At 65.8% G+C, this 21566-nt stretch carries 20 protein-coding genes; 12 read left to right on the top strand and 8 right to left on the bottom strand.

Features of this window, described 5'->3' with window-relative positions; all coding sequences use genetic code 11:
- A complete protein-coding gene (locus ACQUQR_RS06420; protein WP_435195625.1) occupies positions 1-1041 on the bottom strand; it encodes an ABC transporter substrate-binding protein in 1041 nt (346 codons plus the stop codon).
- A 307-nt stretch (positions 1042-1348) separates the two neighbouring features.
- Between ACQUQR_RS06420 and ACQUQR_RS06415 the strand changes: the two genes are divergently transcribed.
- Together ACQUQR_RS06415 and ACQUQR_RS06410 are read left to right on the top strand one after the other, a co-directional pair.
- Entirely contained in the window at positions 1349-2464 is a 1116-nt protein-coding gene (locus ACQUQR_RS06415) for a pyridoxal phosphate-dependent aminotransferase (RefSeq protein WP_435195624.1), read from the top strand.
- Positions 2465-2517: 53 nt separating this feature from the next.
- Positions 2518-3372, top strand: a complete 855-nt coding sequence (locus tag ACQUQR_RS06410) for a UbiA family prenyltransferase (protein ID WP_435195623.1) — start codon at positions 2518-2520, stop codon at positions 3370-3372.
- Here ACQUQR_RS06410 and ACQUQR_RS06405 read toward each other — a convergent pair whose 3' ends face one another.
- On the bottom strand, positions 3373-4554 hold the full coding sequence (locus tag ACQUQR_RS06405) for a redox-regulated ATPase YchF (protein WP_435195622.1): 1182 nt from the start codon (positions 4552-4554) through the stop codon (positions 3373-3375). It abuts the gene before it with no gap.
- A gap of 127 nt (positions 4555-4681) precedes the next feature.
- On the opposite strand from ACQUQR_RS06405, the gene ACQUQR_RS06400 reads away from it, so the two are divergent.
- From ACQUQR_RS06400 to ACQUQR_RS06390, 3 genes are read left to right on the top strand one after another with little or no spacing between them, the layout of a single operon-like run.
- A complete protein-coding gene (locus ACQUQR_RS06400) occupies positions 4682-4954 on the top strand; it encodes a hypothetical protein (RefSeq protein WP_435195621.1) in 273 nt (90 codons plus the stop codon).
- 20 nt (positions 4955-4974) lie between these two features.
- On the top strand, positions 4975-5163 hold the full coding sequence (locus ACQUQR_RS06395) for a hypothetical protein (RefSeq protein ID WP_435195620.1): 189 nt from the start codon (positions 4975-4977) through the stop codon (positions 5161-5163).
- On the top strand, positions 5144-5692 hold the full coding sequence (locus tag ACQUQR_RS06390; RefSeq protein WP_435195619.1) for a stage II sporulation protein M: 549 nt from the start codon (positions 5144-5146) through the stop codon (positions 5690-5692). Before ACQUQR_RS06395 ends, ACQUQR_RS06390 begins: the two co-directional genes overlap by 20 nt.
- 1 nt (position 5693) lies before the next feature.
- Here the strand turns inward: ACQUQR_RS06390 and ACQUQR_RS06385 are convergent, their stop codons facing one another.
- Both ACQUQR_RS06385 and ACQUQR_RS06380 read right to left on the bottom strand, forming a co-directional pair.
- Entirely contained in the window at positions 5694-6317 is a 624-nt protein-coding gene (locus tag ACQUQR_RS06385) for a YIP1 family protein (protein ID WP_435195618.1), read from the bottom strand.
- A 126-nt stretch (positions 6318-6443) separates the two neighbouring features.
- On the bottom strand, positions 6444-7643 hold the full coding sequence (locus ACQUQR_RS06380; protein WP_435195617.1) for a polymer-forming cytoskeletal protein: 1200 nt from the start codon (positions 7641-7643) through the stop codon (positions 6444-6446).
- A 148-nt stretch (positions 7644-7791) separates the two neighbouring features.
- On the opposite strand from ACQUQR_RS06380, the gene ACQUQR_RS06375 reads away from it, so the two are divergent.
- Both ACQUQR_RS06375 and ACQUQR_RS06370 read left to right on the top strand, forming a co-directional pair.
- The gene (locus tag ACQUQR_RS06375; protein ID WP_435195616.1) at positions 7792-7986 is read left to right on the top strand and encodes a DUF5800 family protein; all 195 of its coding nucleotides are present in this window, start codon (positions 7792-7794) and stop codon (positions 7984-7986) included.
- 46 nt (positions 7987-8032) lie between these two features.
- Complete coding sequence (locus ACQUQR_RS06370; protein WP_435195615.1) at positions 8033-8164, top strand: hypothetical protein; 132 nt, start codon at positions 8033-8035, stop codon at positions 8162-8164.
- A gap of 637 nt (positions 8165-8801) precedes the next feature.
- Here the strand turns inward: ACQUQR_RS06370 and pan1 are convergent.
- Positions 8802-10016, bottom strand: a complete 1215-nt coding sequence (pan1, locus tag ACQUQR_RS06365) for a proteasome-activating nucleotidase Pan1 (RefSeq protein ID WP_435195614.1) — start codon at positions 10014-10016, stop codon at positions 8802-8804.
- Between the two features lie 179 nt (positions 10017-10195).
- Between pan1 and ACQUQR_RS06360 the strand changes: the two genes are divergently transcribed.
- From ACQUQR_RS06360 to rad50, 4 genes are read left to right on the top strand one after another with little or no spacing between them, the layout of a single operon-like run.
- Positions 10196-10453: a MarR family transcriptional regulator gene (locus tag ACQUQR_RS06360; protein ID WP_435195613.1), complete on the top strand. Its 258-nt coding sequence runs from the start codon at positions 10196-10198 to the stop codon at positions 10451-10453.
- Between the two features lie 32 nt (positions 10454-10485).
- Positions 10486-10851 (top strand): hypothetical protein, encoded by a 366-nt coding sequence (locus ACQUQR_RS06355; RefSeq protein ID WP_435195612.1) that lies wholly within the window; start codon positions 10486-10488, stop codon positions 10849-10851.
- Positions 10826-12256, top strand: a complete 1431-nt coding sequence (gene mre11 / locus ACQUQR_RS06350; protein WP_435195611.1) for a DNA double-strand break repair protein Mre11 — start codon at positions 10826-10828, stop codon at positions 12254-12256. Before ACQUQR_RS06355 ends, mre11 begins: the two co-directional genes overlap by 26 nt.
- On the top strand, positions 12253-14925 hold the full coding sequence (rad50, locus tag ACQUQR_RS06345) for a DNA double-strand break repair ATPase Rad50 (RefSeq protein WP_435195610.1): 2673 nt from the start codon (positions 12253-12255) through the stop codon (positions 14923-14925). The genes mre11 and rad50 overlap by 4 nt, the downstream gene beginning before the upstream one ends.
- Before the next feature lie 6 nt (positions 14926-14931).
- Here the strand turns inward: rad50 and ACQUQR_RS06340 are convergent, their stop codons facing one another.
- Genes ACQUQR_RS06340 through ACQUQR_RS06330 form a run of 3 tightly spaced genes read right to left on the bottom strand, consistent with a single transcriptional unit; the run spans position 14932 to position 15975 of the window.
- Positions 14932-15354 (bottom strand): DUF7346 family protein, encoded by a 423-nt coding sequence (locus ACQUQR_RS06340; protein ID WP_435195609.1) that lies wholly within the window; start codon positions 15352-15354, stop codon positions 14932-14934.
- Positions 15351-15737: a DUF7322 domain-containing protein gene (locus ACQUQR_RS06335; protein ID WP_435195608.1), complete on the bottom strand. Its 387-nt coding sequence runs from the start codon at positions 15735-15737 to the stop codon at positions 15351-15353. Before ACQUQR_RS06335 ends, ACQUQR_RS06340 begins: the two co-directional genes overlap by 4 nt.
- 37 nt (positions 15738-15774) lie before the next feature.
- A complete protein-coding gene (locus ACQUQR_RS06330; RefSeq protein WP_435195607.1) occupies positions 15775-15975 on the bottom strand; it encodes a DUF7331 family protein in 201 nt (66 codons plus the stop codon).
- A 161-nt stretch (positions 15976-16136) separates the two neighbouring features.
- On the opposite strand from ACQUQR_RS06330, the gene ACQUQR_RS06325 reads away from it, so the two are divergent.
- On the top strand, positions 16137-21428 hold the full coding sequence (locus tag ACQUQR_RS06325; RefSeq protein WP_435195606.1) for a DNA polymerase domain-containing protein: 5292 nt from the start codon (positions 16137-16139) through the stop codon (positions 21426-21428).
- Positions 21429-21566 lie beyond the last annotated feature (138 nt).

The raw sequence follows: 21566 nt of genomic DNA, 5'->3' as shown, positions 1-21566 counted from the left end.
TCAGAGGTTGTCGTAGACGGAGTAGTCGAACACCTGCTCCATCGTCAGCTCTTTATCGGTCTTGCCGAGGCGGTTCGCGTACTCCGCGAAGATCTTCGTGCCGCTTTCGATCTCGTGAGGGTCGGTGATGAAGTTCGAGAGCGGGGATTCCATCGCCTTCTTTGCCGTCTCCGGCGGGAGCGACTGCTCGCCGATGACGGTGCTCGCGTGTTCGGCGGCGGTGTCGCGGTTGGCGTTGATGAAGTCCGTCGCGCGCTGGTGCTGGGCGACGAACTGCGAGCCGACGTCGCTGGTGCGCACGTCGTCGTTCATCAGGGTGACGGCGGCGGGCTGGCCCGGCATGAACTCCGCGGCCGTGGCGATGAACTCGTAGGGGAGCCCCTCCGTCTGGACCTTCGTCGGCACCGGCTCCATGATGGACGTGCCGTCGAACTCCTCGTTGGCGAGCCCCTGGAAGACGGCGCTCGCGCCGCCCGCGCCGATGACCTGTGCGGCCTTCCCGGGTTCGAGGCCGTGTTCGTTGATGAGCCAGTAGCGCAGGAGGATGTCGGGGACCGAACCCTCGGGGAAGGTGCCGAACGTGAACGTGTTGCCGGTCTCGGCCTCCCACTGCTCGAAGGAGCCCGCGGCGTCCTCGGGGTCCCACATGGTGGCGAAGTCCTCGTGTGCGAGGATACCCATCGGCTCCACGATGTTGGCGGCGGTGACCTTCGCGGCGATGCCCCTGTCGATGACGATCATCGCGGGGACGATGCCGAACATCCCGATGTCGATGTCGCCCGACGCGTAGGCCTTCACGATGCTGGGGCCGTCGGTGAACTGCTTCCCCTCGACCTCGGCGTCGATCTCGCTGAAGTAGCCCTCCTCCTGCATGACGAAGTACTGCATGTCGGGGTAGATGGGCATGTACGCGACCGTGATGGAGTCGGTGCCGCCCCCGCCCGTCAGCGAGGTGCAGCCGGCGAGTCCGGCGGCCGCCGTCGCGCCGATACCCGCGAGATAGGTGCGACGCGAGATGCCCGTGTTCGTGTGGTCTGCCATTGGTTACAGGAAGTGACCGACGCTTAACTCGGCGTAGGTCACGGTAACTACCACCCGAAAGCTGTACGGCCGGATTTCGGGTGTTCGACGGTCTGGGCCACTCGCGGACGACTGAACACAGTTTGCCGGTTTCTCACTGTGTCGTAGAAACAAGACTATGTTGCCGCGAATCTGTGCGGGGTGTTCGCGCCCCACAGCGAGGTCCTACAGGATTCTTGTCCGTTCGTGCGCGTATTGCGCACAGCCAATGTGCGGGGGCGTGACACGAACCACCAACAGTTATCGGGCCTCCTCACTCGGGTAGCGTATGGCGCACTTTTCGGACCGAGTCGAACGCATCTCCATCAGCGGTATCCGCGCGGTGTTCGAGGCCGCGGGCGAGGACGCCATCAACCTCGGCCTCGGCCAGCCTGACTTCCCGACGCCACCGCACGCCAAGCAGGCGGCCATCGAGGCCATCGAGTCGGGGGCCTCCGACGCGTACACCTCGAACAAGGGCACGCTGGAACTGCGGGAGGCCATCGCCGCGAAACACGAGCGGGACAACGGCTTTTCGGTGGACCCAGAGCACGTCATCGCGACGGCCGGCGGGTCGGAAGCCCTCCACATCGCCATCGAGGCGCACGTGAACGGGGGCGAGGAGGTCATCTACCCGGACCCCGGGTTCGTCTCCTACGAGGCGCTCACCCATCTCGCGGGCGGGACGCCGAAGCCCGTCGAGCTCCGGGAGGACCTGACGATGGACCCCGCCGACGTGGAGGACGCCATCACCGAGGACACCGCGGCGTTCGTGGTCTGTTCGCCCGCGAACCCCACCGGGGCCGTCCAGTCGCCGGCGGACATGAAGGAGTTCGCCCGCATCGCCGACGAACACGACGCGGTCTGCATCTCCGACGAGGTGTACGAACGTATCGTCTTCGAGGGCGAGCACGTCTCCCCGGCCAGATTCTCGGACAACGTCGTCGTCGTCAACGCCTGCTCGAAGACCTACTCCATGACCGGCTGGCGGCTGGGCTGGGTCACCGCGACGAACGACCGCATCGAGCGCATGCTCCGCGTCCACCAGTACGCGCAGGCCTGCGCCTCCGCGCCTTCGCAGTTCGCCGCGGAGGCCGCACTCTCCGGGCCGCAGGACGTCGTCGACGAGATGGTCGCCGCGTTCAACGAGCGCCGCGACGTGCTCTTGGATGGGTTGGAGGAGATGGGCCTCGACACCCCCACGCCGCAGGGGGCGTTCTACGCGATGCCGCGCGTTCCCGACGGGTGGGTCGATGCGGTCATCGAGCGTGGGGTCGTCGTCGTCCCCGGCGACGCCTTCGGCGACGGTGGGGCGGGCCACGCCCGTATCTCCTATGCGACGGACATCGAGACGCTGAAGGAGGCCATCGAGGCGATGGCCGAGGCGACGGCCGCGGTGCGGTAGCACGGATCCCCGCTGGACGAACGTTTTTCTCGCTAGAATACATGTGGTAGCGTATGTCATTCTCGCGGCACGACTCGGGGATGGGAGCCGACCTCCGGGCGCTCGGCTCACAGGTCCACCCCGTGTTCATGCTCCCCCCGCTCGCGGCGTCGGTGTTCGGGGCGACGCTCGCCACCCGTGACCTGTCGGTTCCACTCGCAGGCCTCCATCTCGTGGCCGTCTTCTGTGCGCTCTACACCGCCCACGTGAAAGACGGCTACGTCGACTTCTACGCGAGAGGCGAGGACGACGACCACCCGCTCTCCGAACGAGGGTGTGAGCGTGCGCTGCTGCTCGCCTCCGTGGGGTTCTTCCTCGCCACCATCGCCATCGGCCTCCTCGTCGGCCCACTCGCCGCGCTCCTCTGTCTCCCCGGCTGGCTCATCGGCTACTTCCACGCTCCTCAGCTGGACACGAACCTCCTCGGCGCGACCCTCGGCTACCCCGCCGGCATCGCCTTCGCGCTGCTCGGGGGCCACTACGTCCAGACGGGGACGCTCACCCCCATCGTCCTCGCGTTCGCGGTCGTCTTCCTCGTCACCCTCGCGGGAATCAAGGTCGTGGACGACGCGAAGGACTACGCGTACGATTCGTCGATCGGGAAGAACACGGTCGCCGTCGTCCTCGGGCGCGAGCGCGCACACCTGGTCGCCTACGGGCTCATGGGCGCGGGGATGCTCGCAGTCGTCGCGGGCGCGCTCGCGGGGGTCTTCCCGAGAGGTGCGGCCTTCGCCCCGGTCGCCTTCGGTGCCGTGGCGGTCATCGCCTACACGCGGGATGCGAAGACCGCGACGATGCTGCTCGTGCGCGGCTCGTATCTCTTCCTCGCGGTGCTCGTCTTCGCCGCGTGGTTCCGGCCGCTCGCGTGACTACTTCGCGGTCGAGACGATCTTGATGACATCCCCCTCCGCGAGCTCGTGGCCCTCGCCGATTCTGCGGTTCTCCTTCGCGTCGACAGCGTGGAGGTAGCCGTCCCCGATGTCGGAGTGGACCGCGTACGCGAGGTCCTTGGGGGTCGCCCCCGAATCGAGGAGGAAGGCGTCGGGGAGGACGTTCCCCTGCCCGTCCGTCCACTTCGACTCGTTCTGGACGGGGTAGACGGTGATCTGGTCGAGCAGGTCGTACACCGCGGCGTTCATCGCCTCCTGCACCCCGGTCCCGCCGAACTCCTGCATCACGGTGCGGATCTGGTCGAGCCCCTTCGTCTGCGCGTCGGAGAGGTCGCCCGTGATCTCGAAATCCGGGTCGCCGGGGTGGTAGTCGACGACCCCGGCCTTCACGGCCTGCCGGAGTGCGAGCTCCCCCTCCGCGGTGCAGGGCACCACGCGCTCTGCGGCCTCGCGCAGCCGTTCGATGTTCCCCTCGGGGGCGATGTCGGCTTTGTTCGCGACGACGATGATGGGCTTCGTCCGGGCGCGGATCTCCCGCGCGAGCGTCTCGCGGTGCTCGTCGGTCCACTGCATCGGGTCCGAGGGGTACTCCAGTTTCCGCAGGACGTACGCGATGTCGTGTTCCGTCGCCCCGACGCCCGTGAGCATCTCGGTGAGCGAGTCGTCGATGTCGAAATCGGGTGAGCGGGACTGTCTTTCCACAGTTTCCCAGTTCCGCGTGATGATACCCGCGATCCAGAGGTCCATCTCCGCCTCGATGAACGCCACGTCCTCTGTGGGGTCGTAGGAGCCGACCTCGACGGGTTCCCCCTCGGCGTTCGTCCCACCGGAGGCGTCCACGACGTTCAGGATGACGTCGGCGTTCGTCAGCGCGTCGAGGAACTGGTTGCCGAGCCCGCGTCCCTCGTGCGCGCCGGGGACGAGCCCCGCCACGTCCAGCAGTTCGATGGGGACGTAGCGCGTCCCGTCGTGGCAGTTCTCGTTGCCGCAGCGCTCCTCACGGGAGAGACAGGGACACTCGGTTCGCGCGTGGCTCACGCCGCGATTGGGGTCGATGGTCGTGAACGGGTAGTTCCCGATGTCGATGTCCGCGAGCGTGGCGGCCTTGTAGAAGGTAGATTTGCCGGCGTTGGGCTTCCCGGCGAGCGCAACAGAGAGCATACTCGCCCCGTGTGGCGGAGGCCGTTTCACCCTTCCGACCGTCGGATTGACGATCGACGCCGTTACTGTAATTTCAGCATAAGATTTAATTTTCAGACATGGAATTAATCTGGTGGGTAGCTCCGATATGAGTTCGCCGATCCGAACGGAACTGACCCGCGTAGAGTTGGCAAGTGTCCTTCTCCTCGGTCTGGTCGCGGTGGCCTTCGGGACCGGGGGAATCGCCTCCGCGGCGGCCTACTACGGCTACACCGGCGCACTCGGTGCGGCCGCAGTCGGCGGTGTCGCGACGGTCGGTGCGGCGGGCGTCAACGGCCTCGCAACCGCCGGTGCCGGTGTCGCGGTCGTCGCCGGTGCGGCCGTCGTTGCGACCGGCGGCGTCGCCGGCGCGGCGGCATAACGACCCTCTTTCCCGTTTTTATGGTCCAGACAAACACCGTCGTCGCAATGGGTATCGTCACCATCGGCTCGGCCGCCCTGAGCGCGATGACGACGATGTTGCTCCACGAGTACAACTACGACAGCCTGTTCGAACGGATCGTCGTCCCGACGGTCTGTATCGGTCTGTTCGGCACGCTCGCTCTCCTGTATGTCGTATTCTTCGCGTAGCGCGTACCAGGAGACGCTGATTCGGTCACGTCTCGAACTCCTCGCCTCCGTATCCTTGTTCGGTCTGGGGGTCGTGCTCGGGGCGACCGTTCCGAGTCTCACCGAGCCGGCGGGCGGACTCCCGACGTTCACCGTGGAGTACTTTCTCCGGCACAACACGCGCATCCTGTTCGGACTCTGGCTCGGCGCACCGCTGTTTGGGATACCGACCGTTCTCGGCCTCGTGTTGAACGGCTCCGTTTTCGCCAACGCGGTCGCCACGTCCTCGATACCGATAGCCCATCGGCTCGCGCTGCTGTTCCCGCACGTCGTCTTCGAACTGCCGGGAATCTTCGTCGCCGGCTGCGTGGGACTGAAACCGTTCGGGGCGTTCGTGCGGTATCTCGTCGAGCGGCAGTCCCGACCGATGACGCCGACCGACGTTCGGGACCTGTTGCGACTCGCGGTCCTCTCGCTCGTTCTCATCGCGGTCGCGGGCGCTCTGGAAGCGCTCGTCACCCCATCGGTCGTCGGGTTCGTGACCGGCTGAATCAGACGAGGCCGCCGATCAGGGGAATCAGAATCCAGCCGAGCGTCGGAACCGCGACCACCGCCGCGGCGGTCCGGGCGGAAACGTCGTAGAGGTTCTCCACGGCACTGAACCAGAGGAACCCCTGCCAGACGCTGAACAGGAGAAACGATAGCCGCGAGACGAGGAACGCCGGGTCGTTCCGCCGAGCAGCGAAGAACGCCGAGAGCCGCGCGGGGTCGTCGGGAAACGTCACCTGCGTGTACACGAGGACGGTGGCTACGGCCGCGACGGTCGCCGAACAGACGGCGGGGACGTACCCCCACCCGAGGAGTTTGAACAGGTCGCGAAACGGCTGTGTTCGTCCCCGCCTCGCCAACAGGAACCGGACGACCGCCGTCACCGCAACCCACGTGATGAACACCCCGACGGTGGAGATCAGGAGGCTCACCGAGTAGGAGATGGACGCGATAAGCCGGAGTAACGGTGTTCCGTCGAGCGAGCCCGTCACCTTCGCCATCACGACAGCCATGCTCACCAGATTGGCCGCGGTCGCCGCCGCGACCACTACCGTCGGTCCGAGCAACGACGGGTCGGCGGCTCGCGACGCGAAGAACCCGTCCGGATCGTACAGGAGCTGCAGCACCGTGTATATATCGAGCTCTCGGGTTCGTAATTAATACTTTGGTCCACGCTCGCTGTCATCTCTGTGCGACGAAGCGCCGGGCGAGACTCAGGCTATCGCTCTCGGCGTCGTCCTCCGTACTGCGCGCTACTGTTCGGCTTCCGAGGGCGTTTCTTCCGCAGCTGTACCGGTTCCGAGTGAGCCGTGGTCGCGCTCGGCGTCGGCGAGCGCTCCCGCGAGCCCACCCTCCGATGCGGCCGCCGTTCCTCCGGCGACTTCCTCCGCGTCGGGGATGACGGGGGTGTCGGGGTCCTCGGTGTCGGTGTCTGCCTCCTCTTCGGAGATATCCGTCCCCTCCTCGACCCGCCGAATCGCGGGCTCCGGCTCCACGCGCGTGATGGCCGGCGTCGGCTCGATGCGGGTGATGGCAGGGATGGGCTCGTCGGTCTCCTCCGTCTCCGCCTCGCGCCGCTGCGCGTCGGCCGTCGCCGGGGGGTTCGGCTCCCGTTCGGGGATCTCGCGGTGGGTGATCTCCATCTCGCCGCGGGCGCGGATGGCCCCCTGGACCTCCGCTTCGTCGTCGAGTTCGAGGTCCTCACAGGAGACCTCCCCGCGGATCTCGGCACCGGGGGCGATGCGGACGGTCCCGCCCTTCGTCGTGACGTTCCCGATGATGAGCGTGTCCGGGCCGACGGTCACGTCACCGCGGGCGCGCAGGGAGCCGAAGATCTCCGTGTCCGCACCCACGGTCAGCGATTTCGCCCGGATGTTGCCGTGGAGCCGGCAGTCGTTTCCGATGGCGGCGGGGGTTGAGACGCGCCACGCGTCGTCGGAGACGCGGGCCGAGCGGGGGATGAGGACGGGCTCGTACTCCCGTTCCTCCTGGAGTTCGTCCACCAGCTCCTGTGCGGCCTCCTCTTCTCCCAAGCGGAGGAGCTGTGAGAGGTAGACGAAGATGAAGACGATGGTCGGCATCGGATTCCGGATGACGATCCAGCCGTTCGCCTCGAAGCCGCGTTCGATGTCCACGTCGTCGCCGATGTCCAGATCGCCGGAGACCATGAGCTGGCCCTCGACGTGGACCCGCTCGCCGAGGTAGGCGTCCTGCCCGACGAGGACGTTCCCGGCCACGTCACACCACATGTCGAGCCGGCAGTCGCCGTCGGCCTCGATGTCGCCGCCGAAGGTGACGCGCTCGCCGGCGACGACGTTCCGCCCGCGAACCCCGAACTCGACGGTGCTCTGCCCGCCGACCACCACGTCCCCGTTCGTCACGAGGTCGTGTTCCTCGACCACCGTGCCGTCGGGGATGACGAGCCGGTCGAGCGGGTCGGAACGGAGAGACATACGCACTCAAAGTGAGTCACCGATAATAAATCACCCCGCTCGCGTCAGACGTTTGTTCCACGTTCGGGGGCCGTGGCCCTGCGCTGTCGCGTCCACGCCGGCCGCGCGCCCCCGTGTCCCTTTTATACGCCCATCGCCAAGCCCGAATATGACCGTTCTCTCTTTCGACGACAAGGGCGTCGATGTCATCTACGAGGGCACCGAGTTCCGCATGGAGAAGGCCCTCATCGAGGAGGCCACGGGGAAGGCCTACCCGAACGTCACCGACCACGAGGTCCTCCACCTCGTCGAGGACGACCCCCAGCTCTCGAACGAACCCCGTCGCATCAAGGATATCATCTAACCCCGCGAGGCGGAACGGCTAAGTCACCCCGCTCACACCCTCGCGTATGAACCTCTCCGAGTTCGACCACCCCTCCTTCCGGACCGCCGCGGGCACGGTCGCGAGCTACACGTTGATCCTCGCCGTGATGACCGTCCTACTCTTTGGGATTCCGTGGTTGATCTTTAGCTTCCTGTAACTGCTGATTCTCGGGGTTCTCAGGCTTCTCTTCCGATTGTTCCGTGACTGGCGTAGCTACGACACAACAAAGCCCTCGTAGTGTGCGGTCGCCTGCGTCCCTGCGCTCCTCGCTACGCTGCGGTGCTTGCGGACGCAGACTCCCGCACACTACTCGCCCTTTGTAAGTCCGCCAGGCCTGCACCAGCCTTTCCCCGGCTCGCTCGTACTCACGCGCAAGGCGTTCGCACGAGCGACCGGCCACACGGCTGTGCGTGCGTGCCTGCTCGCATCCGCGAGCAGGTCGCACCACACGGGAAAGGTAGGTGCGGCGCGGTGCGGTGGCTGTGTCGGGGTTGTCGCGGTGCGGTGGCTGTAGCGGTCGCGGTGCGGTGGCTGTAGCGGTCGCGGTGCGGTGGCTGTAGCGGTCGCGGTGCGGTAGCTGTAGCGGTCGCGGTGCGGTGGCTGTAGCGGTCGCGGTGCGGTGGCTGTAGCGGTCGCGGTGCGGTGGCTGTAGCGGTCGCGGTGCGGCAGCTGTGCGGGCAAGCAATCGTACCGAATCAGCCGGAGGCTGATTCGGCCTTTTTCATGAACGTTTTTCGAGGAGGGTTCCCACAGCGCGCCGGAGGCGCGCGAGGAAACCCGACGAAGAAAAAGGTTCAGGCGAAGGTCTTCGAGACTTCCTCGTCCTCGTCTTCGGTCTGCTGGATCTTCTCCCAGGCGTTCTGGAAGTCGGCCATCGTCACCTCGGTCCGGTCGTCGCGGATGGCGAACATCCCGGCCTCGGTGCAGATGGCCTTGATGTCGGCGCCGGAGGCGTCGTCAGCGAGGTCGGCGAGGTCGGCGAACGACACGTCGTCGGCGACGTTCATCGGGCGGGTGTGGATCTGGAAGATCATCTCGCGGCCCTCGGCGTCGGGCTTGGGGACCTCGATGAGGCGGTCGAAGCGGCCGGGCCGGAGGATGGCGCGGTCGAGCATGTCGAAGCGGTTGGTCGCGGCGATGATGGAGATGTCGCCGCGCTCTTCGAACCCGTCCATCTCGGCGAGCAGTTGCATCATCGTGCGCTGGACCTCGGCGTCGCCGGAGGTCTTCGAGTCGGTCCGCTTGGCGGCGATGGCGTCGATCTCGTCGATGAAGATGACGGCGGGCTGGTGCTGGCGGGCGAGCTCGAACAGGTCGCGGACGAGCTTCGCACCCTCGCCGATGAACTTGTGGACGAGTTCGGAGCCGGCCATCTTGATGAACGTTGCATCTGTTTGGTTCGCGACGGCTTTGGCGAGCATCGTCTTGCCCGTCCCGGGCGGGCCGTAGAGCAGGACGCCGGACGGTGGGTCGATGCCGACCTGCTCGAACATCTCGGGGTGTTCGAGGGGCATCTCGACGGTCTCTCGCACCTGTTCCATCTGGTCGTCGATACCGCCGATGTCGGCGTAGGTGACCTCGGGCTTGGTCTCGACCTGCATCACGCGGGCGCGGACGTCGGTCTCGTTGTCGAGGACGCGGACGATGGAGAGGGAGTTGTTCACCGCGACGCGGGCGTCGGGCTTGAGGTTCTCCCGCATCTCGTCGGTGACCTCGGTGAGGGCCTCCTGGTTGTTGCCGTGTTGTTTGATGATGACGCCCTCGTCGGTGATCTCCTGCACCGTGGCGACGAACAGCGGGGACTGCTTGAGCTTCTTGTTCTCGTGGCTCAAGCGCTCCAGCTTCTGCTGGTACTTGTTGTTCTCCGCGTTCGCGTCGAGGAGCTTGTCGCGCATCTCCTCGTTCTGTGCTTCGAGGATCTCCAGGCGCTCCTGAAGGGCGTCGAGTTTGTCCTGCTGAGACGCGTCGTCGTCGAAGGGCATATCGACGTCATCAACAGTGTCAGTCATTATGCAATCGTAGCGCGTGTAGTGATAAGAGGCTTCGGGTCGTGTCAGTCCCGAATCCACCCGATTCCTCGCTCGGTTGTCCGATTCAGCTGGAACGACTCTCCCTCGCCGAGTATTACCAACAGTGATAATACAGAACAGGAAATATTATTAGGCGGTATTGCGAACGAGGAGACAAGATGAGCACGACCGACGCGAAAACGACCGAGACGACGGGCTGGGACGCGGTACGGGACCTCCCGCCGAGTGCGAAGCTCGTCGCCAAGGCGCTCGAGTACAACGACCGGCTCACCCAGTCACAGCTCGCCGAGGAGACGCTACTCCCCCCGCGGACCGTCCGCTACGCGCTCTCCCGACTCGAAGAAGAGGACGCCGTCGATTCGCGGTTCTCGTTCACCGACGCCCGCAAGCGCGTCTACTGCCTCGCCATCGAGTAACTTCTTGTAGGGGAACGGGGCCACGTCGGCCCATGCCCGTTCCCGACGCCTCGCGCGACGCCCCAGCCGCGGGTCCAGCCGACGAGCCACCGCCGCCAGCGCACGTCGAACGCGCGCTCCGCCGGCTCGCGCTCGGTGGCGACGACCCCATCGCGCGGGGTGAGCGTGCGCTCGCCGACCTGGAGGCGGCCGTGCGCGTGCGAGAGCAGCTCCCGTCCCTGCGGCGGGCCGTCGCGGCTGCGTCCGGGGACCGTGCCGCGCGTGGCGAACGGGTCCTCGCCGCGTTCGAAGCCTACAGGGACGCTGCGGCGGGCGACCACTTTCACCGGGCTCGCGGAACCCCTTTACCCGAGGGTGTCAAACGGGCAGGCAATGACGCGGGTGATCCACACCGGTGACACTCACCTCGGGTACCAGCAGTACCACCTCCCCGCGCGACGGCAGGACTTCCTCGATGCCTTCGAACAGGTCATCGACGACGCCATCGCGGAGGACGTGGACGCCGTGGTCCACGCGGGTGACCTCTTTCACGACCGCCGCCCCGACCTCCCGGACCTCCTGGGAGCCCTTCAGGTGCTCCGCAAGCTCTCGGACGCCGACATCCCCTTCCTCGCCGTCGTCGGGAACCACGAAACCAAACGCGACGCGCAGTGGCTCGACCTCTACGCCTCGCTCGGGCTCGCCGTCCGCCTCGGCAACGAACCGGTTACCGTGGGTGATACCGCCTTCTACGGGCTGGATTTCGTCCCGCGGTCCCAGCGCGACTCGCTCGACTATCAGTTCGACCCCCACGACGCCACCCACGCCGCGCTCGTCTCTCACGGCGCGTTCGAGCCGTTCGACTACGGCGACTGGGACGCGAAGGAAGTGCTCTCTTCGGCCAATATCGACTTCGACGCGATGCTGCTCGGTGACCTCCACAAACCCGAGACGAAGGAGCTCGTGGGGACGTGGGTCACCTACTGTGGCTCCACCGAGCGCGCCAGCGCGGACGAGCGCGACGACCGCGGGTACAACATCGTCGAGTTCGACGACGGGGTCCAGATCTCGCGGCGCGGGCTCCCCACTCGGGACTTCGAGTTCGTCGACATCGAACTCGCCGAGGGGGAGGGGATCGAACGCGTGCGTGAACGCATCGGCCAGCACGACCTGCTGGATGCCGTTGCCATCGTCTCTATCGAGGGCGAGGGGGAGTCAATCAAGCCGGCCCGCGTCGAGGAGTTCGTCCACGAGCAGGGCGCGCTCGTCGCCCGCGTGACGGACCGGCGCGACCAGCCCGAGGGCGGCGACATCGAGGTCTCCTTCGCGGACCCCGACGAGGCCGTCCGCGAGCGCGTGCGCGAACTGGGTCTCTCAACCGCCGCCCGCGACCTCGACGAGACCATCCGCGCCTCGAAGGTGGCGAACGCCAACGTCGCGGATACCGTCGAGGACCGCGTGCGCGAACTCGTCGACGACGGGCAGATGGACGCTTTCGATTCCGCGCCCGTCGAACCGGACGAGACGGCTGCAGACCGGCTCTCCGGGGAAGCGGACGGTGGCTCGGACCCCGACGAGGCCGAGACGGATGCCGAGTCTGCGGAAGTCGACCCGACCGAGAACGACGGCACCGACGACCTCACCGAGGCCGAGAAGGCCGAAGCCGTGGTCGAGGCCGCGATGGCCGAGGGGGGATCCGACGCGGACGACCCGCCGGCAGATGCCGAGGACACGAGTGAGGAAACAGCAGACGACGCGACCGAGGAGGACGATGCCGTGCAGCCGGCGACCGACTCGCAGTCATCCATGGGTGATTACCTGTGAGGTTCCGACGCGTTCGCCTCTCGAACTTCAAGTGCTACGCCGACGCCGACCTCACGCTCGACCACGGGGTGACGGTCATCCACGGGCTCAACGGGAGCGGGAAATCCTCGCTTCTGGAGGCCTGCTTCTTCGCGCTCTACGGGGCTCGAGCCCTCGATGCGACCCTCGAAGACGTCATCACGAACGGTGCGGAGGAGGCCTCCATCGAGCTGTGGTTCTCACACGGGGGCGGGGACTACCGCATCGAGCGCGAGCTGAAGCGCCGCGGCGACTCGGCGCAGACGACGACCTGTGTCCTCGAAACGCCGAACTCGACGGTCGAGGGGGCGCGTGACGTTCGCGCCGCGGTCGCGGAGATGCTCCGGATGGACGCAAGCGCCTTCGTCAACTGTGCGTACGTCCGGCAGGGGGAGGTGAACAAGCTCATCAACGCCTCGCCCGGCGAGCGCCAGGACATGATCGACGACCTCCTCCAACTCGGGAAACTGGAGGAGTACCGAGAGCGGGCCTCTGACGCGCGCGTGGGTGTCGGACGTGTCCGCGACAACAAGGAAGGTGTACTCCGCGAGCTCGACGACACCCTCGCCGAGAAGGAGTCGAAGGACCTCCACGCGCAGTTGAACGAGTACGAATCCGAGCTGAACGACGTTGCCGACGACATCGAGCGGTTCGAGGAGAACCGCGACCGCGCGCGCAAGACGCTGGAGGAGGCGGAAGCGACCCTCGAGGAGTTCGAGGAGAACCGCGAGAAACTCGACACCGTGGTCGAGGAGGTCCGCGAGCTCTCGGACGACATCGCCGCGGCCGAGAGCCAGCGCGAGGCGAAAGCGGAGGCCATCCGCTCGCGAACGGAGACGGTCGAGACCCTGCGCGAGCGTATCGCGGAGAAGCTGGCGGAGACCGAACTCGCCGCCGCCGATGCCGATGCCCTCCCCGAGGCCGATCTCGAGGGGCACATCGAGAGGCTTCGCGAGGAGAAGGAGGCGCTCGGCGAACGGGTGCGCGAAGCCAGCGTCGAGGTACAGAAACACACCGGCGACGCGGAGAACCACCGCGAGCGTGCCTCGGAACTCGACGAACAGGCCGAGGCCAAACGCGAGGAGGCCGACGATCTGGAGGCGTCAATCGCGGAGCAGCGCGAGGCGCTGGCGGAGCGCCGGGAGCGCATCGCCGAACTCGAGACCGACATCGAGGAGACGAAGGCGACGTTCGAGGACGCCCCCGTCGACTTCGGCGAGGCGGAGTCGTTCCGCGAGACCGTCGAGACGAAGCTGACCGCGGCCCGCGAGACCGTCACTCGATTGGAACAGCAGGTGAAATCCCTCGAGGCTGATATCGCGGAGGCGGAGGCCCTGCTGGCGGAGGGGAACTGTCCGGAGTGTGGCCAGCCGGTCGAGGACTCACCGCACGCGCACGGCCTCGAAGAAGACCGCGAGACGCTCGCCGAGAAACAGGCCGACCTGGAGGCGGCTCGCGAGGAGCGCGACCGGCTCGAAACCCGACTGGAGCGCGCGCGGACGCTCGTCGAGCGCGAGAGCGAGGTCGCGGACCTGGAGTCGAAACGCGACACGGCCGAACAGCTGGTCGCGGAGCGGGAGTCCGGGCTGGAGCGCGACGCCGAGCGGGTCGAGGAGCTTCGGACCGAGGCCGAGGACGCCGAGGAACAGGCTGCGGAGGCGCGTGAGACCGCGACGGAGGCCGAACGACGCGCACAGGAGGCCCGGGAACGCATCGGCGAACTCAACGGCGAGAAGCAGGCCGTCAGCGAGCGGCTCTCGCGGCTGGAGACCATCGACTCGCTTCACGGCGACCTCGAGGAGGCGGAAAGCGAGATCGACCGGCTGCGCGACGAACGCGAGAACATCGCGGAGCAGAACGCGCTGCGTCGCGAACGGCTCGCGGACAAACGCGACCGGCGCAAGGAGCTAGAGGAGACGCTCGACGAGGGGCGCGTGGAGACGGCGAAGGAGAACAAACGCGAGGCCGAGGCGTACCTCGAGAAGGTGGAGCCGAAACTCGAGAAGCTCGAGGAACGGCGCAGCGAGCTCGCCGGGAACATCGGCGCGGTGAACCGCGAACTGGAGGAGCTGGAGGAGCTGCGCGAGCGGCGTGAGAACGTGGCCGAGACCGTCTCGAAACTGAACTCGCTGTACGACGAGGCGTACCAGCTCCAGGAGATGTACGCGGACCTCCGGGCGGAGCTACGCCAGCAGAACGTCCAGAAGCTCGAGCGGATGTTGAACGAGACGTTCGAGCTCGTCTACCAGAACGACTCCTACTCGCATATCGAGCTCGACGGGGAGTACCACCTCACCGTCTACCAGAAGGACGGCGAGCCGCTGGACCCCGAACAGCTCTCCGGCGGGGAGCGGGCGCTGTTCAACCTCTCCTTACGGTGTGCTATCTACCGCCTGCTCGCGGAGGGGATCGAAGGGGCGGCACCGATGCCCCCGCTCATCCTCGACGAGCCGACGGTGTTCCTCGATTCGGGGCACGTCTCGAAGCTCGTCGAGCTGGTGGAGTCGATGCGCGAGCTGGGGGTCGACCAGATCCTCGTCGTCAGTCACGACGATGAGCTGGTGGGCGCGGCGGACGACCTCGTGACGGTCGAAAAGGACCCGACGACGAACCGGTCGAGTGCGGAGCGGGCGGCCGCGGCGACGCTGTAACCTGCCCTACTCCCGTCTGAGGAACGCGACCGCCTCTTCTCCGGCCGCGGTCGTGTCGTACCCCCGTTCACCCACCACCGTGGCCTCCTCGACGAGCCCGGCCGCGCGGAACTCCCCGAGCATCCCGTGGAGGTCCGACTCGCAGGTGTCGTAGCGCCCGATGAGCTCGCGGGCGGCGACCGGCCCCTGTGCGTCGATTTCGAGCAGGAGGCCGAGTGCGCGGTCGCTATGGGTCGCGGAGATGAGCTTGCGGACGGATTCGGGGACGGCGCGCGCCGCGGTCTCGAGCGGGGACTCACCCGCAACCCCGTCGATGGCGTCGTTCTCGACGTACTGCGTTTCACCCGTTTTCGGGTGCTCGATGAGACTGGACTCGCCCGACTGCTTGCGGAGGAGATACGTCTCGCCGTCGTACTCGACCGTTCTCATGGCTCGTCGTCGATGTCGGTCTCCCCGTTGTCTTCCGGCTTCTCGGCGTTCTCCGTCTCCTCATCGTCTCCCGGTTCCTCGCTGTTCCCCGTGTTCTGTGTGTACTGGTAGTAGGTGTAGCCGAGGGCGATGACACCGGTGACGAACAACAGGCCGCCGCGGAGGGTGTCACCGAGGAAGTAGACCAGCATGGGGCCGACGGTGACACCGAAGACGCCGTAGTTGGCCGCGAGTACGGCCGACCAGAAGGCGCGGAACGTCTCGTCGTCGAGCTCGTTCGCCTTCCCGGAGTAGTCCGTCATGGTCGGGGCGCGGGGGCCGATGCTACCGGGGTCGAACTCCGGAGGCTCGTCCGGCCAGCCGTCCTCCTCGTCGAGTTTCACAGATGAGAGTACACGGCCGGGCGACAAAAGGGATTGCCTACGCGGCGTCGGTCAGCCGCACGGTCTTGCTCGTCTGAATCCAGGCGAGCGGATGTTCGGCGTCGTAGAACACCACGCCCTCGTCAGTCTCGTACACCTCGGTGGTGGAGACCGCATCCGACATGGCTGGCTCAGGGCGCGAGGCGCCCGAACGCTCACCGTCCGACGGGGCATCCTTGTTGGGCATGGTAGATGTCACCGGACTGTGGTAGGATGTGACATGGTAAAACCCTTGTGGCACTGACAACCGCGCACACCGATGCCCTCAGCGGATTCTCCTCGCCGATTCCGGGCGCGTGACGGCCGGCATACGCCCCCCGGACCACCGGGGTTTTTACCCGGCAGACCAAAGGCCTCCCAATGAGCGACCAGCAGGCAGATCTCTCGTCGTGGGGCGCTGGGGGCGACGCCGACCTCGTCGAGCGGGAGGCGCGCCACGTCACCGAGGGTGACGAACGGGCCGACCTCGTCGACCTCGACGAGCGACGGTTCCCCCCGGTCGAGGAGACGGTCGACCTCGCGGTCACGCAGGTCGACTACACCGTCGAGGGGTACGGCGACGACGAGTACCCCGTCCTCCACGTGTTCGGGCGCACCGAGAACCGGGAAGTGGTCCACGTCCGGGTCGAGGAGTTCCAGCCGTACTTCTACACCCCCATCGAGGACCTGACACACGAGCCGAACGAGCCCCTCCGGGAGGGGGACTTCGCGGACGAACGGCTGGCCGAGGAGCGCATCGTCGGCCTCGAGACGAACGCCGACCTGCGCCGGCAAGGGGAGGAGGTCGAGGGCGCGGACGACGAGGTCGTCGTCTACGAGTCCATCCGCGGGGAACGGCTGGTGAAGGTGTTCGGCCAGACCCCGCGCGACGTGGGGCAGCTCCGCGACCGCTTTTCTCACTACGAGGCGGACATCCTCTTCCCGAACCGCCTGCTCATCGACAAGGACATCACGAGCGGCGTCCGGGTGCCCGCGCGCTGGACGGACGAGACGGTCGCGAAGGTCCACCACGCCGAGATTCGGCCCGTCGAGCTCTCCGTCGACCCGCGCGTCAACACCTTCGACATCGAGGTGGACGACAGACAGGGGTTCCCCGAGGAGGGGGAGGAGACGATCATCTGTCTCACCTCCCACGACTCCTACGACGACGAGTACGTCGTCTGGCTCTACGAGGCCCCCGACGAGGCGAAAGGCCCCGACAGCCTCGCCGACTACGACCCCATCTCCGAGGACCTCGACGCCCGCGTCGAGCGCTTCGAGACGGAAGAAGCGATGCTGGAGGCGTTCCTCGACTACATCGAGACGACCGACCCGGACATCCTCACGGGCTGGAACTTCGACGACTTCGACGCGCCGTACTTCATCGACCGGCTGGAGCGCCTCGAGAGCGAGGAGTACGACCTCGATTACAACCGCCTCTCCCGGGTGAACGAGGTCTGGCGCTCCGACTGGCAGGGCCCCAACATCAAGGGCCGGGTCGTCTTCGACCTGCTGTACGCCTACAAGCGGACCCAGTTCACCGAACTCGATTCGTATCGGCTCGATGCCGTCGGGGAAGTCGAACTCGGCGTCGGCAAGGAGCGCTACGCCGGCGACATCGGTGACCTCTGGGAGAACGACCCCGAGCGCCTCCTCGAGTACAACCTCCGTGACGTGGAGCTCTGTGTCGAACTCAACCGGAAACAGGACATCATCCCGTTCTGGCAGGAGGTCGCCTCCTTCGTCGGCTGTAAACTCGAAGATGCGACCACCCCCGGCGACGCGGTGGACCTCTACATCCTGCATAAGGTCCACGGCGAGTTCGCCCTGCCCTCGAAGGGCGCCGTGGAGAGCGAGGACTACGAAGGCGGGGCCGTCTTCGACCCGATTTCTGGGGTGATGGAGAACGTCACCGTGCTCGACCTGAAGTGTTTCAGTGAAGACACGAACGTACTCACGCCCAAGGGTCCGCGAAACATCCGTGAGCTCGAGGTCGGCGACGAGATCTACACGCTCAACCCCGAAACCTTCGAGTGTGAGGTGAAGCCGGTCGCGGAGACCCACGAGTACCCGAACCGCTTCGGTGAACTCCACCACCTGAGTGGAAACACGCACGACCTGAAAGTGACGGAGAACCACCGATTCCTCGTCTCCGACGACCGAGGTTGGGACGACCAATCGCCGTCGGACTTCGAGTTCTTGCCGTACAGGGATATCCCGGACTACGAACGGTTCGCGTTCCCGCAACATCGAGCTGTCTCGGGGGCGACTCCAGAGACGTTCGACCTCATCGATGAGGCTGAGGGGGGAAACGTGGTCGTGTACACGGACGACGACCTCCGGCGCTTCCGGAACCGAATGCCGGAACCAGTGACGGACGCGCTCACCCTCGCCCACGGGAGTTCACAGGCACTCGGTCTCGAACGGCGGGTCGGGAAATACCTCATCCCGCTCGAACGCTACCGTGAACACCGTGAGACCATCGACGAACACGCAGACGACGTGTTCCTGAAGTACGACACCCAACACCGCGAGACACCACCCTCGTTCGATATGGTGGACTGGCTCGAGTTCATCGGCTGGTACGTCACCGAGGGGAGTCTCGACCGGAACGCCGGGAGAGTTACGCTCCACCAGCAGGACCCGGACGGGCGTGACTCGATCACTGCCCTCCTCGACCGAATGGGGCTCAACTACAACACCGGGGACCGGGGTGTCAATATCTCGAACCGCTACGCGTTGGAGTGGCTGGCGGACAACTGTGGCGTCGGCTTCGCCGACAAGCGACTCCCGGAGTGGGTGTTCGGCCTCGACAGTTCCTTGCTCGAGGTTTGTCTCGACACGATGATACGCGGCGACGGAAGTCACACCGACTCGGGGCTCCGGAAGTTCTGGACGAAAAGCGAGCACCTCCGCGACGCGGTCGCTGACCTCGCCGTCCGCTGTGGCCACAAACCGACGGTCTCCGAGCAGTCGGACGGGACGTGGTACGTCTCCGTCGGCAAACGGGGCTCATTCAAAAAAGAGACGAACGCGACCGTCGAACCGCACGACGGGAACGTCTACTGTGTGACCGCCGAGGACAACCACGTCGTTCTCGCCGGGCGCAACGGGAACTACCAGTGGGTCGGACAGTCGCTCTACCCCATGTGCATGGTGACCATCAACGCCAGCCCCGAGACGAAGGTCGGGGCCGACTACGACGGGGACACGTACAAAGCGCCCAACGGCACCCACTTCCGGAAGGAGCCGGACGGCATCATCCGGGAGATGGTCGACGAACTCCTCACCGAACGCGAGGAGAAGAAGGGTGCCCGCAACGACCACGCCGTCGGGAGCGACGAGTACGAGCGGTTCGACCGGCAGCAGGCAGCTGTCAAGGTCATCATGAACTGCTTCACGCCGGACACGGACGTACTCACACCCGATGGTGTTCGGAACATCCGTGACCTCGACGTCGGTGACGAGGTCTACTCGCTCGACCCGGAGACGATGCGGATGGAGGTGAAGCCGGTCGTGGAGACACACGCGTACCCCGACTACCGGGGTGAACTCGTCGACATCCAGACGAGCAAGACCGACTTCCGCGTGACGCCGAACCACCGGATGCTCGTCAGGCAGGACGACACGAACGGCGCGTCGTGGGACGACTTCCGGTTCGTGGAGGCCGGCGAGTTGAACGACTCGTCACACTACGAACTCCCGCACGGGTGGGACGGGCCGGACGGTGAGCGACTCGACCGTGTCGACCTCACGGAACACCTCGACGAGTACGAGGTCTGGGTGCGACCCTCGGTCCACGGCCACACGTTCACCGCGGAGCTGGGGTGGACACCGCGGCGCGTCCCGAAGGCCGACCTCGGACAGACCGGCTACGTGTTCACGCCCGACGAGTTCGAGGACCACCGCGAGTATATCGAGTCGGTCTGTGAGATGTCCTTCGTCCATCTTGAGAGCGGTCGGAAGTGGATTCCGCGGACGTACGACGGCGACGACTTCCTCCAACTGCTCGCGTGGTACATCACCGAGGGGTCGGTGTACACGTCCGAGGACAAGCAGTTCGGTGAGCAGTTCCGCGGGAGCGCGACGACGATTCAGATCGCACAGGACGCGGTTCCGGACGGTGGTGCAGGTGACGACCACACCGCTATCGGTGGCCTCCTCGACCGGATGGGGTTCGACGCGTACACGAACGAAAAGGGGTATCAGTTCACCTCTCGCGTGCTCGGCGAGTGGCTCGAATCGCTGTGTGGTGAGAACAGCTTCGAGAAGCGCATCCCTGATCTCGTGTTCGATGCGAGCCGCGAACAGAAAGAACGGTTCCTCGACACGCTCATCGCTGGCGACGGCGACCGACAGGTGAACAGTTGGCGGTATACGACCTCCAGCGAACGGCTCCGTGACGACCTGCTCAGACTCTGTGCCCATCTCGGACTGACCGCGAGCTACAACCACGACAGCGGGTCGTGGCGGGTCTACTGCACCGAGGACGGGAAGAACAGCTTCCGGATGCACCGCAGTGGTGGCCGGAGCACGGCCGAGGACGGGGTGTACTGTGTCACGGTCGCGGACAACAACACGCTCCTCGCTGGCCGGAACGGAAAATATCAATTCGTTGGTAACTCTCTGTACGGCGTGTTGGGCTGGGACCGCTTCCGCCTCTACGACAAGGAGATGGGTGCGGCCGTAACCGCAACGGGGAGAGAGGTCATCGCGCACACGGAGAACGCGGCGAACGAGGTCGGCCACGAGGTGGCGTATGGAGATACGGATTCTGTCATGTTGGAGATTGGACATATTTCTGCAGACGACATCGACGGCGGCGTCGAAGTCACCGAGAAGATGCGGGAGGCGCACCCCGACATGGACGAGTCGGAGCTGGAGATGATCGCCGCGGCCATCGAGAAGGGCCACGAACTGGAGGAGGCCATCAACGGTTCGTACGACGAGTTCGCGCTGGATACCCTCGATGCGGCCCACCACCGCTTCCAGATCGAGTTCGAGAAGCTCTATCGACGGTTCTTCCAGGCGGGCAAGAAGAAGCGCTACGCGGGGCACATCGTCTGGAAAGAAGGGAAGGACGTCGACGACATCGACATCACCGGCTTCGAGTACAAGCGCTCTGACATCGCGCCGGTGACGAAGGAGGTCCAGAAGGAGGTGCTCGATATGATCGTGCGTGGGGAGGACCTCGAGGTCATCACGGAGTACGTCCACGAGGTCATCAGCGACTTCCTCGAGGGGAACCTCTCGCTCGACGAGATCGGGATTCCGGGCGGTATCGGCAAACGGCTCGACGACTACGACACCGACACCGCGCACGTCCGTGGGGCGAAGTACGCGAACCTCCTCCTCGGAACCAACTTCCAGCGTGGCTCGAAGCCCAAACGGCTCTACCTGAAGAAGGTCCACCCGGAGTTCTTCCGGAAGGTCGAGGCCGAACGGGGGCTGGACCCCGCGGAGAACGCCCTGTACGGTGAGTTCAAGCGCGACCCGGACGTCATCTGCTTCGAGTACGCGGACGAGGTGCCGGACGCCTTCGAGGTGGACTGGGACAAGATGCTGGACAAGACGCTCAAAGGGCCGATCGCCCGCATCATCGAGTCGCTCGACGTGTCGTGGGACGAGGTCAAATCCGGGCAGGAGCAGACGGGACTCGGCAGCTTCATGTGAGGTCGTGTGAATCCTTCGCGTGAAAGGATCTCACACGGTCTCGCTCCGGAATCGGGGGATTCCGACGACGGGAGTGCGTTTCGCTTCTGAAAAATTTGTTTTCTGAATCGAGAAGTCAAACGGCGCTGTCCCGAAACC

This window comes from Natronomonas sp. EA1, from assembly GCF_051195035.1.
Classification (GTDB): Archaea; Halobacteriota; Halobacteria; order Halobacteriales; family Haloarculaceae; genus JBNTJV01.
This window is presented reverse-complemented; position numbering and strand designations above follow the sequence as displayed.

Bases quoted from the DNA above. Each gene is read 5' to 3' on its own strand.
- ACQUQR_RS06420 (WP_435195625.1), bottom strand. From the start codon at position 1,041: ATGGCAGACCACACGAACACGGGCATCTCGCGTCGCACCTATCTCGCG.
- ACQUQR_RS06415 (WP_435195624.1), top strand. From the start codon at position 1,349: ATGGCGCACTTTTCGGACCGAGTCGAACGCATCTCCATCAGCGGTATC.
- ACQUQR_RS06410 (WP_435195623.1), top strand. From the start codon at position 2,518: ATGTCATTCTCGCGGCACGACTCGGGGATGGGAGCCGACCTCCGGGCG.
- ACQUQR_RS06405 (WP_435195622.1), bottom strand. From the start codon at position 4,554: ATGCTCTCTGTTGCGCTCGCCGGGAAGCCCAACGCCGGCAAATCTACC.
- ACQUQR_RS06400 (WP_435195621.1), top strand. From the start codon at position 4,682: ATGAGTTCGCCGATCCGAACGGAACTGACCCGCGTAGAGTTGGCAAGT.
- ACQUQR_RS06395 (WP_435195620.1), top strand. From the start codon at position 4,975: ATGGTCCAGACAAACACCGTCGTCGCAATGGGTATCGTCACCATCGGC.
- ACQUQR_RS06390 (WP_435195619.1), top strand. From the start codon at position 5,144: ATGTCGTATTCTTCGCGTAGCGCGTACCAGGAGACGCTGATTCGGTCA.
- ACQUQR_RS06380 (WP_435195617.1), bottom strand. From the start codon at position 7,643: ATGTCTCTCCGTTCCGACCCGCTCGACCGGCTCGTCATCCCCGACGGC.
- ACQUQR_RS06375 (WP_435195616.1), top strand. From the start codon at position 7,792: ATGACCGTTCTCTCTTTCGACGACAAGGGCGTCGATGTCATCTACGAG.
- ACQUQR_RS06370 (WP_435195615.1), top strand. From the start codon at position 8,033: ATGAACCTCTCCGAGTTCGACCACCCCTCCTTCCGGACCGCCGCGGGC.
- pan1 (WP_435195614.1), bottom strand. From the start codon at position 10,016: ATGACTGACACTGTTGATGACGTCGATATGCCCTTCGACGACGACGCG.
- ACQUQR_RS06360 (WP_435195613.1), top strand. From the start codon at position 10,196: ATGAGCACGACCGACGCGAAAACGACCGAGACGACGGGCTGGGACGCG.
- ACQUQR_RS06355 (WP_435195612.1), top strand. From the start codon at position 10,486: ATGCCCGTTCCCGACGCCTCGCGCGACGCCCCAGCCGCGGGTCCAGCC.
- mre11 (WP_435195611.1), top strand. From the start codon at position 10,826: ATGACGCGGGTGATCCACACCGGTGACACTCACCTCGGGTACCAGCAG.
- ACQUQR_RS06340 (WP_435195609.1), bottom strand. From the start codon at position 15,354: ATGAGAACGGTCGAGTACGACGGCGAGACGTATCTCCTCCGCAAGCAG.
- ACQUQR_RS06325 (WP_435195606.1), top strand. From the start codon at position 16,137: ATGAGCGACCAGCAGGCAGATCTCTCGTCGTGGGGCGCTGGGGGCGAC.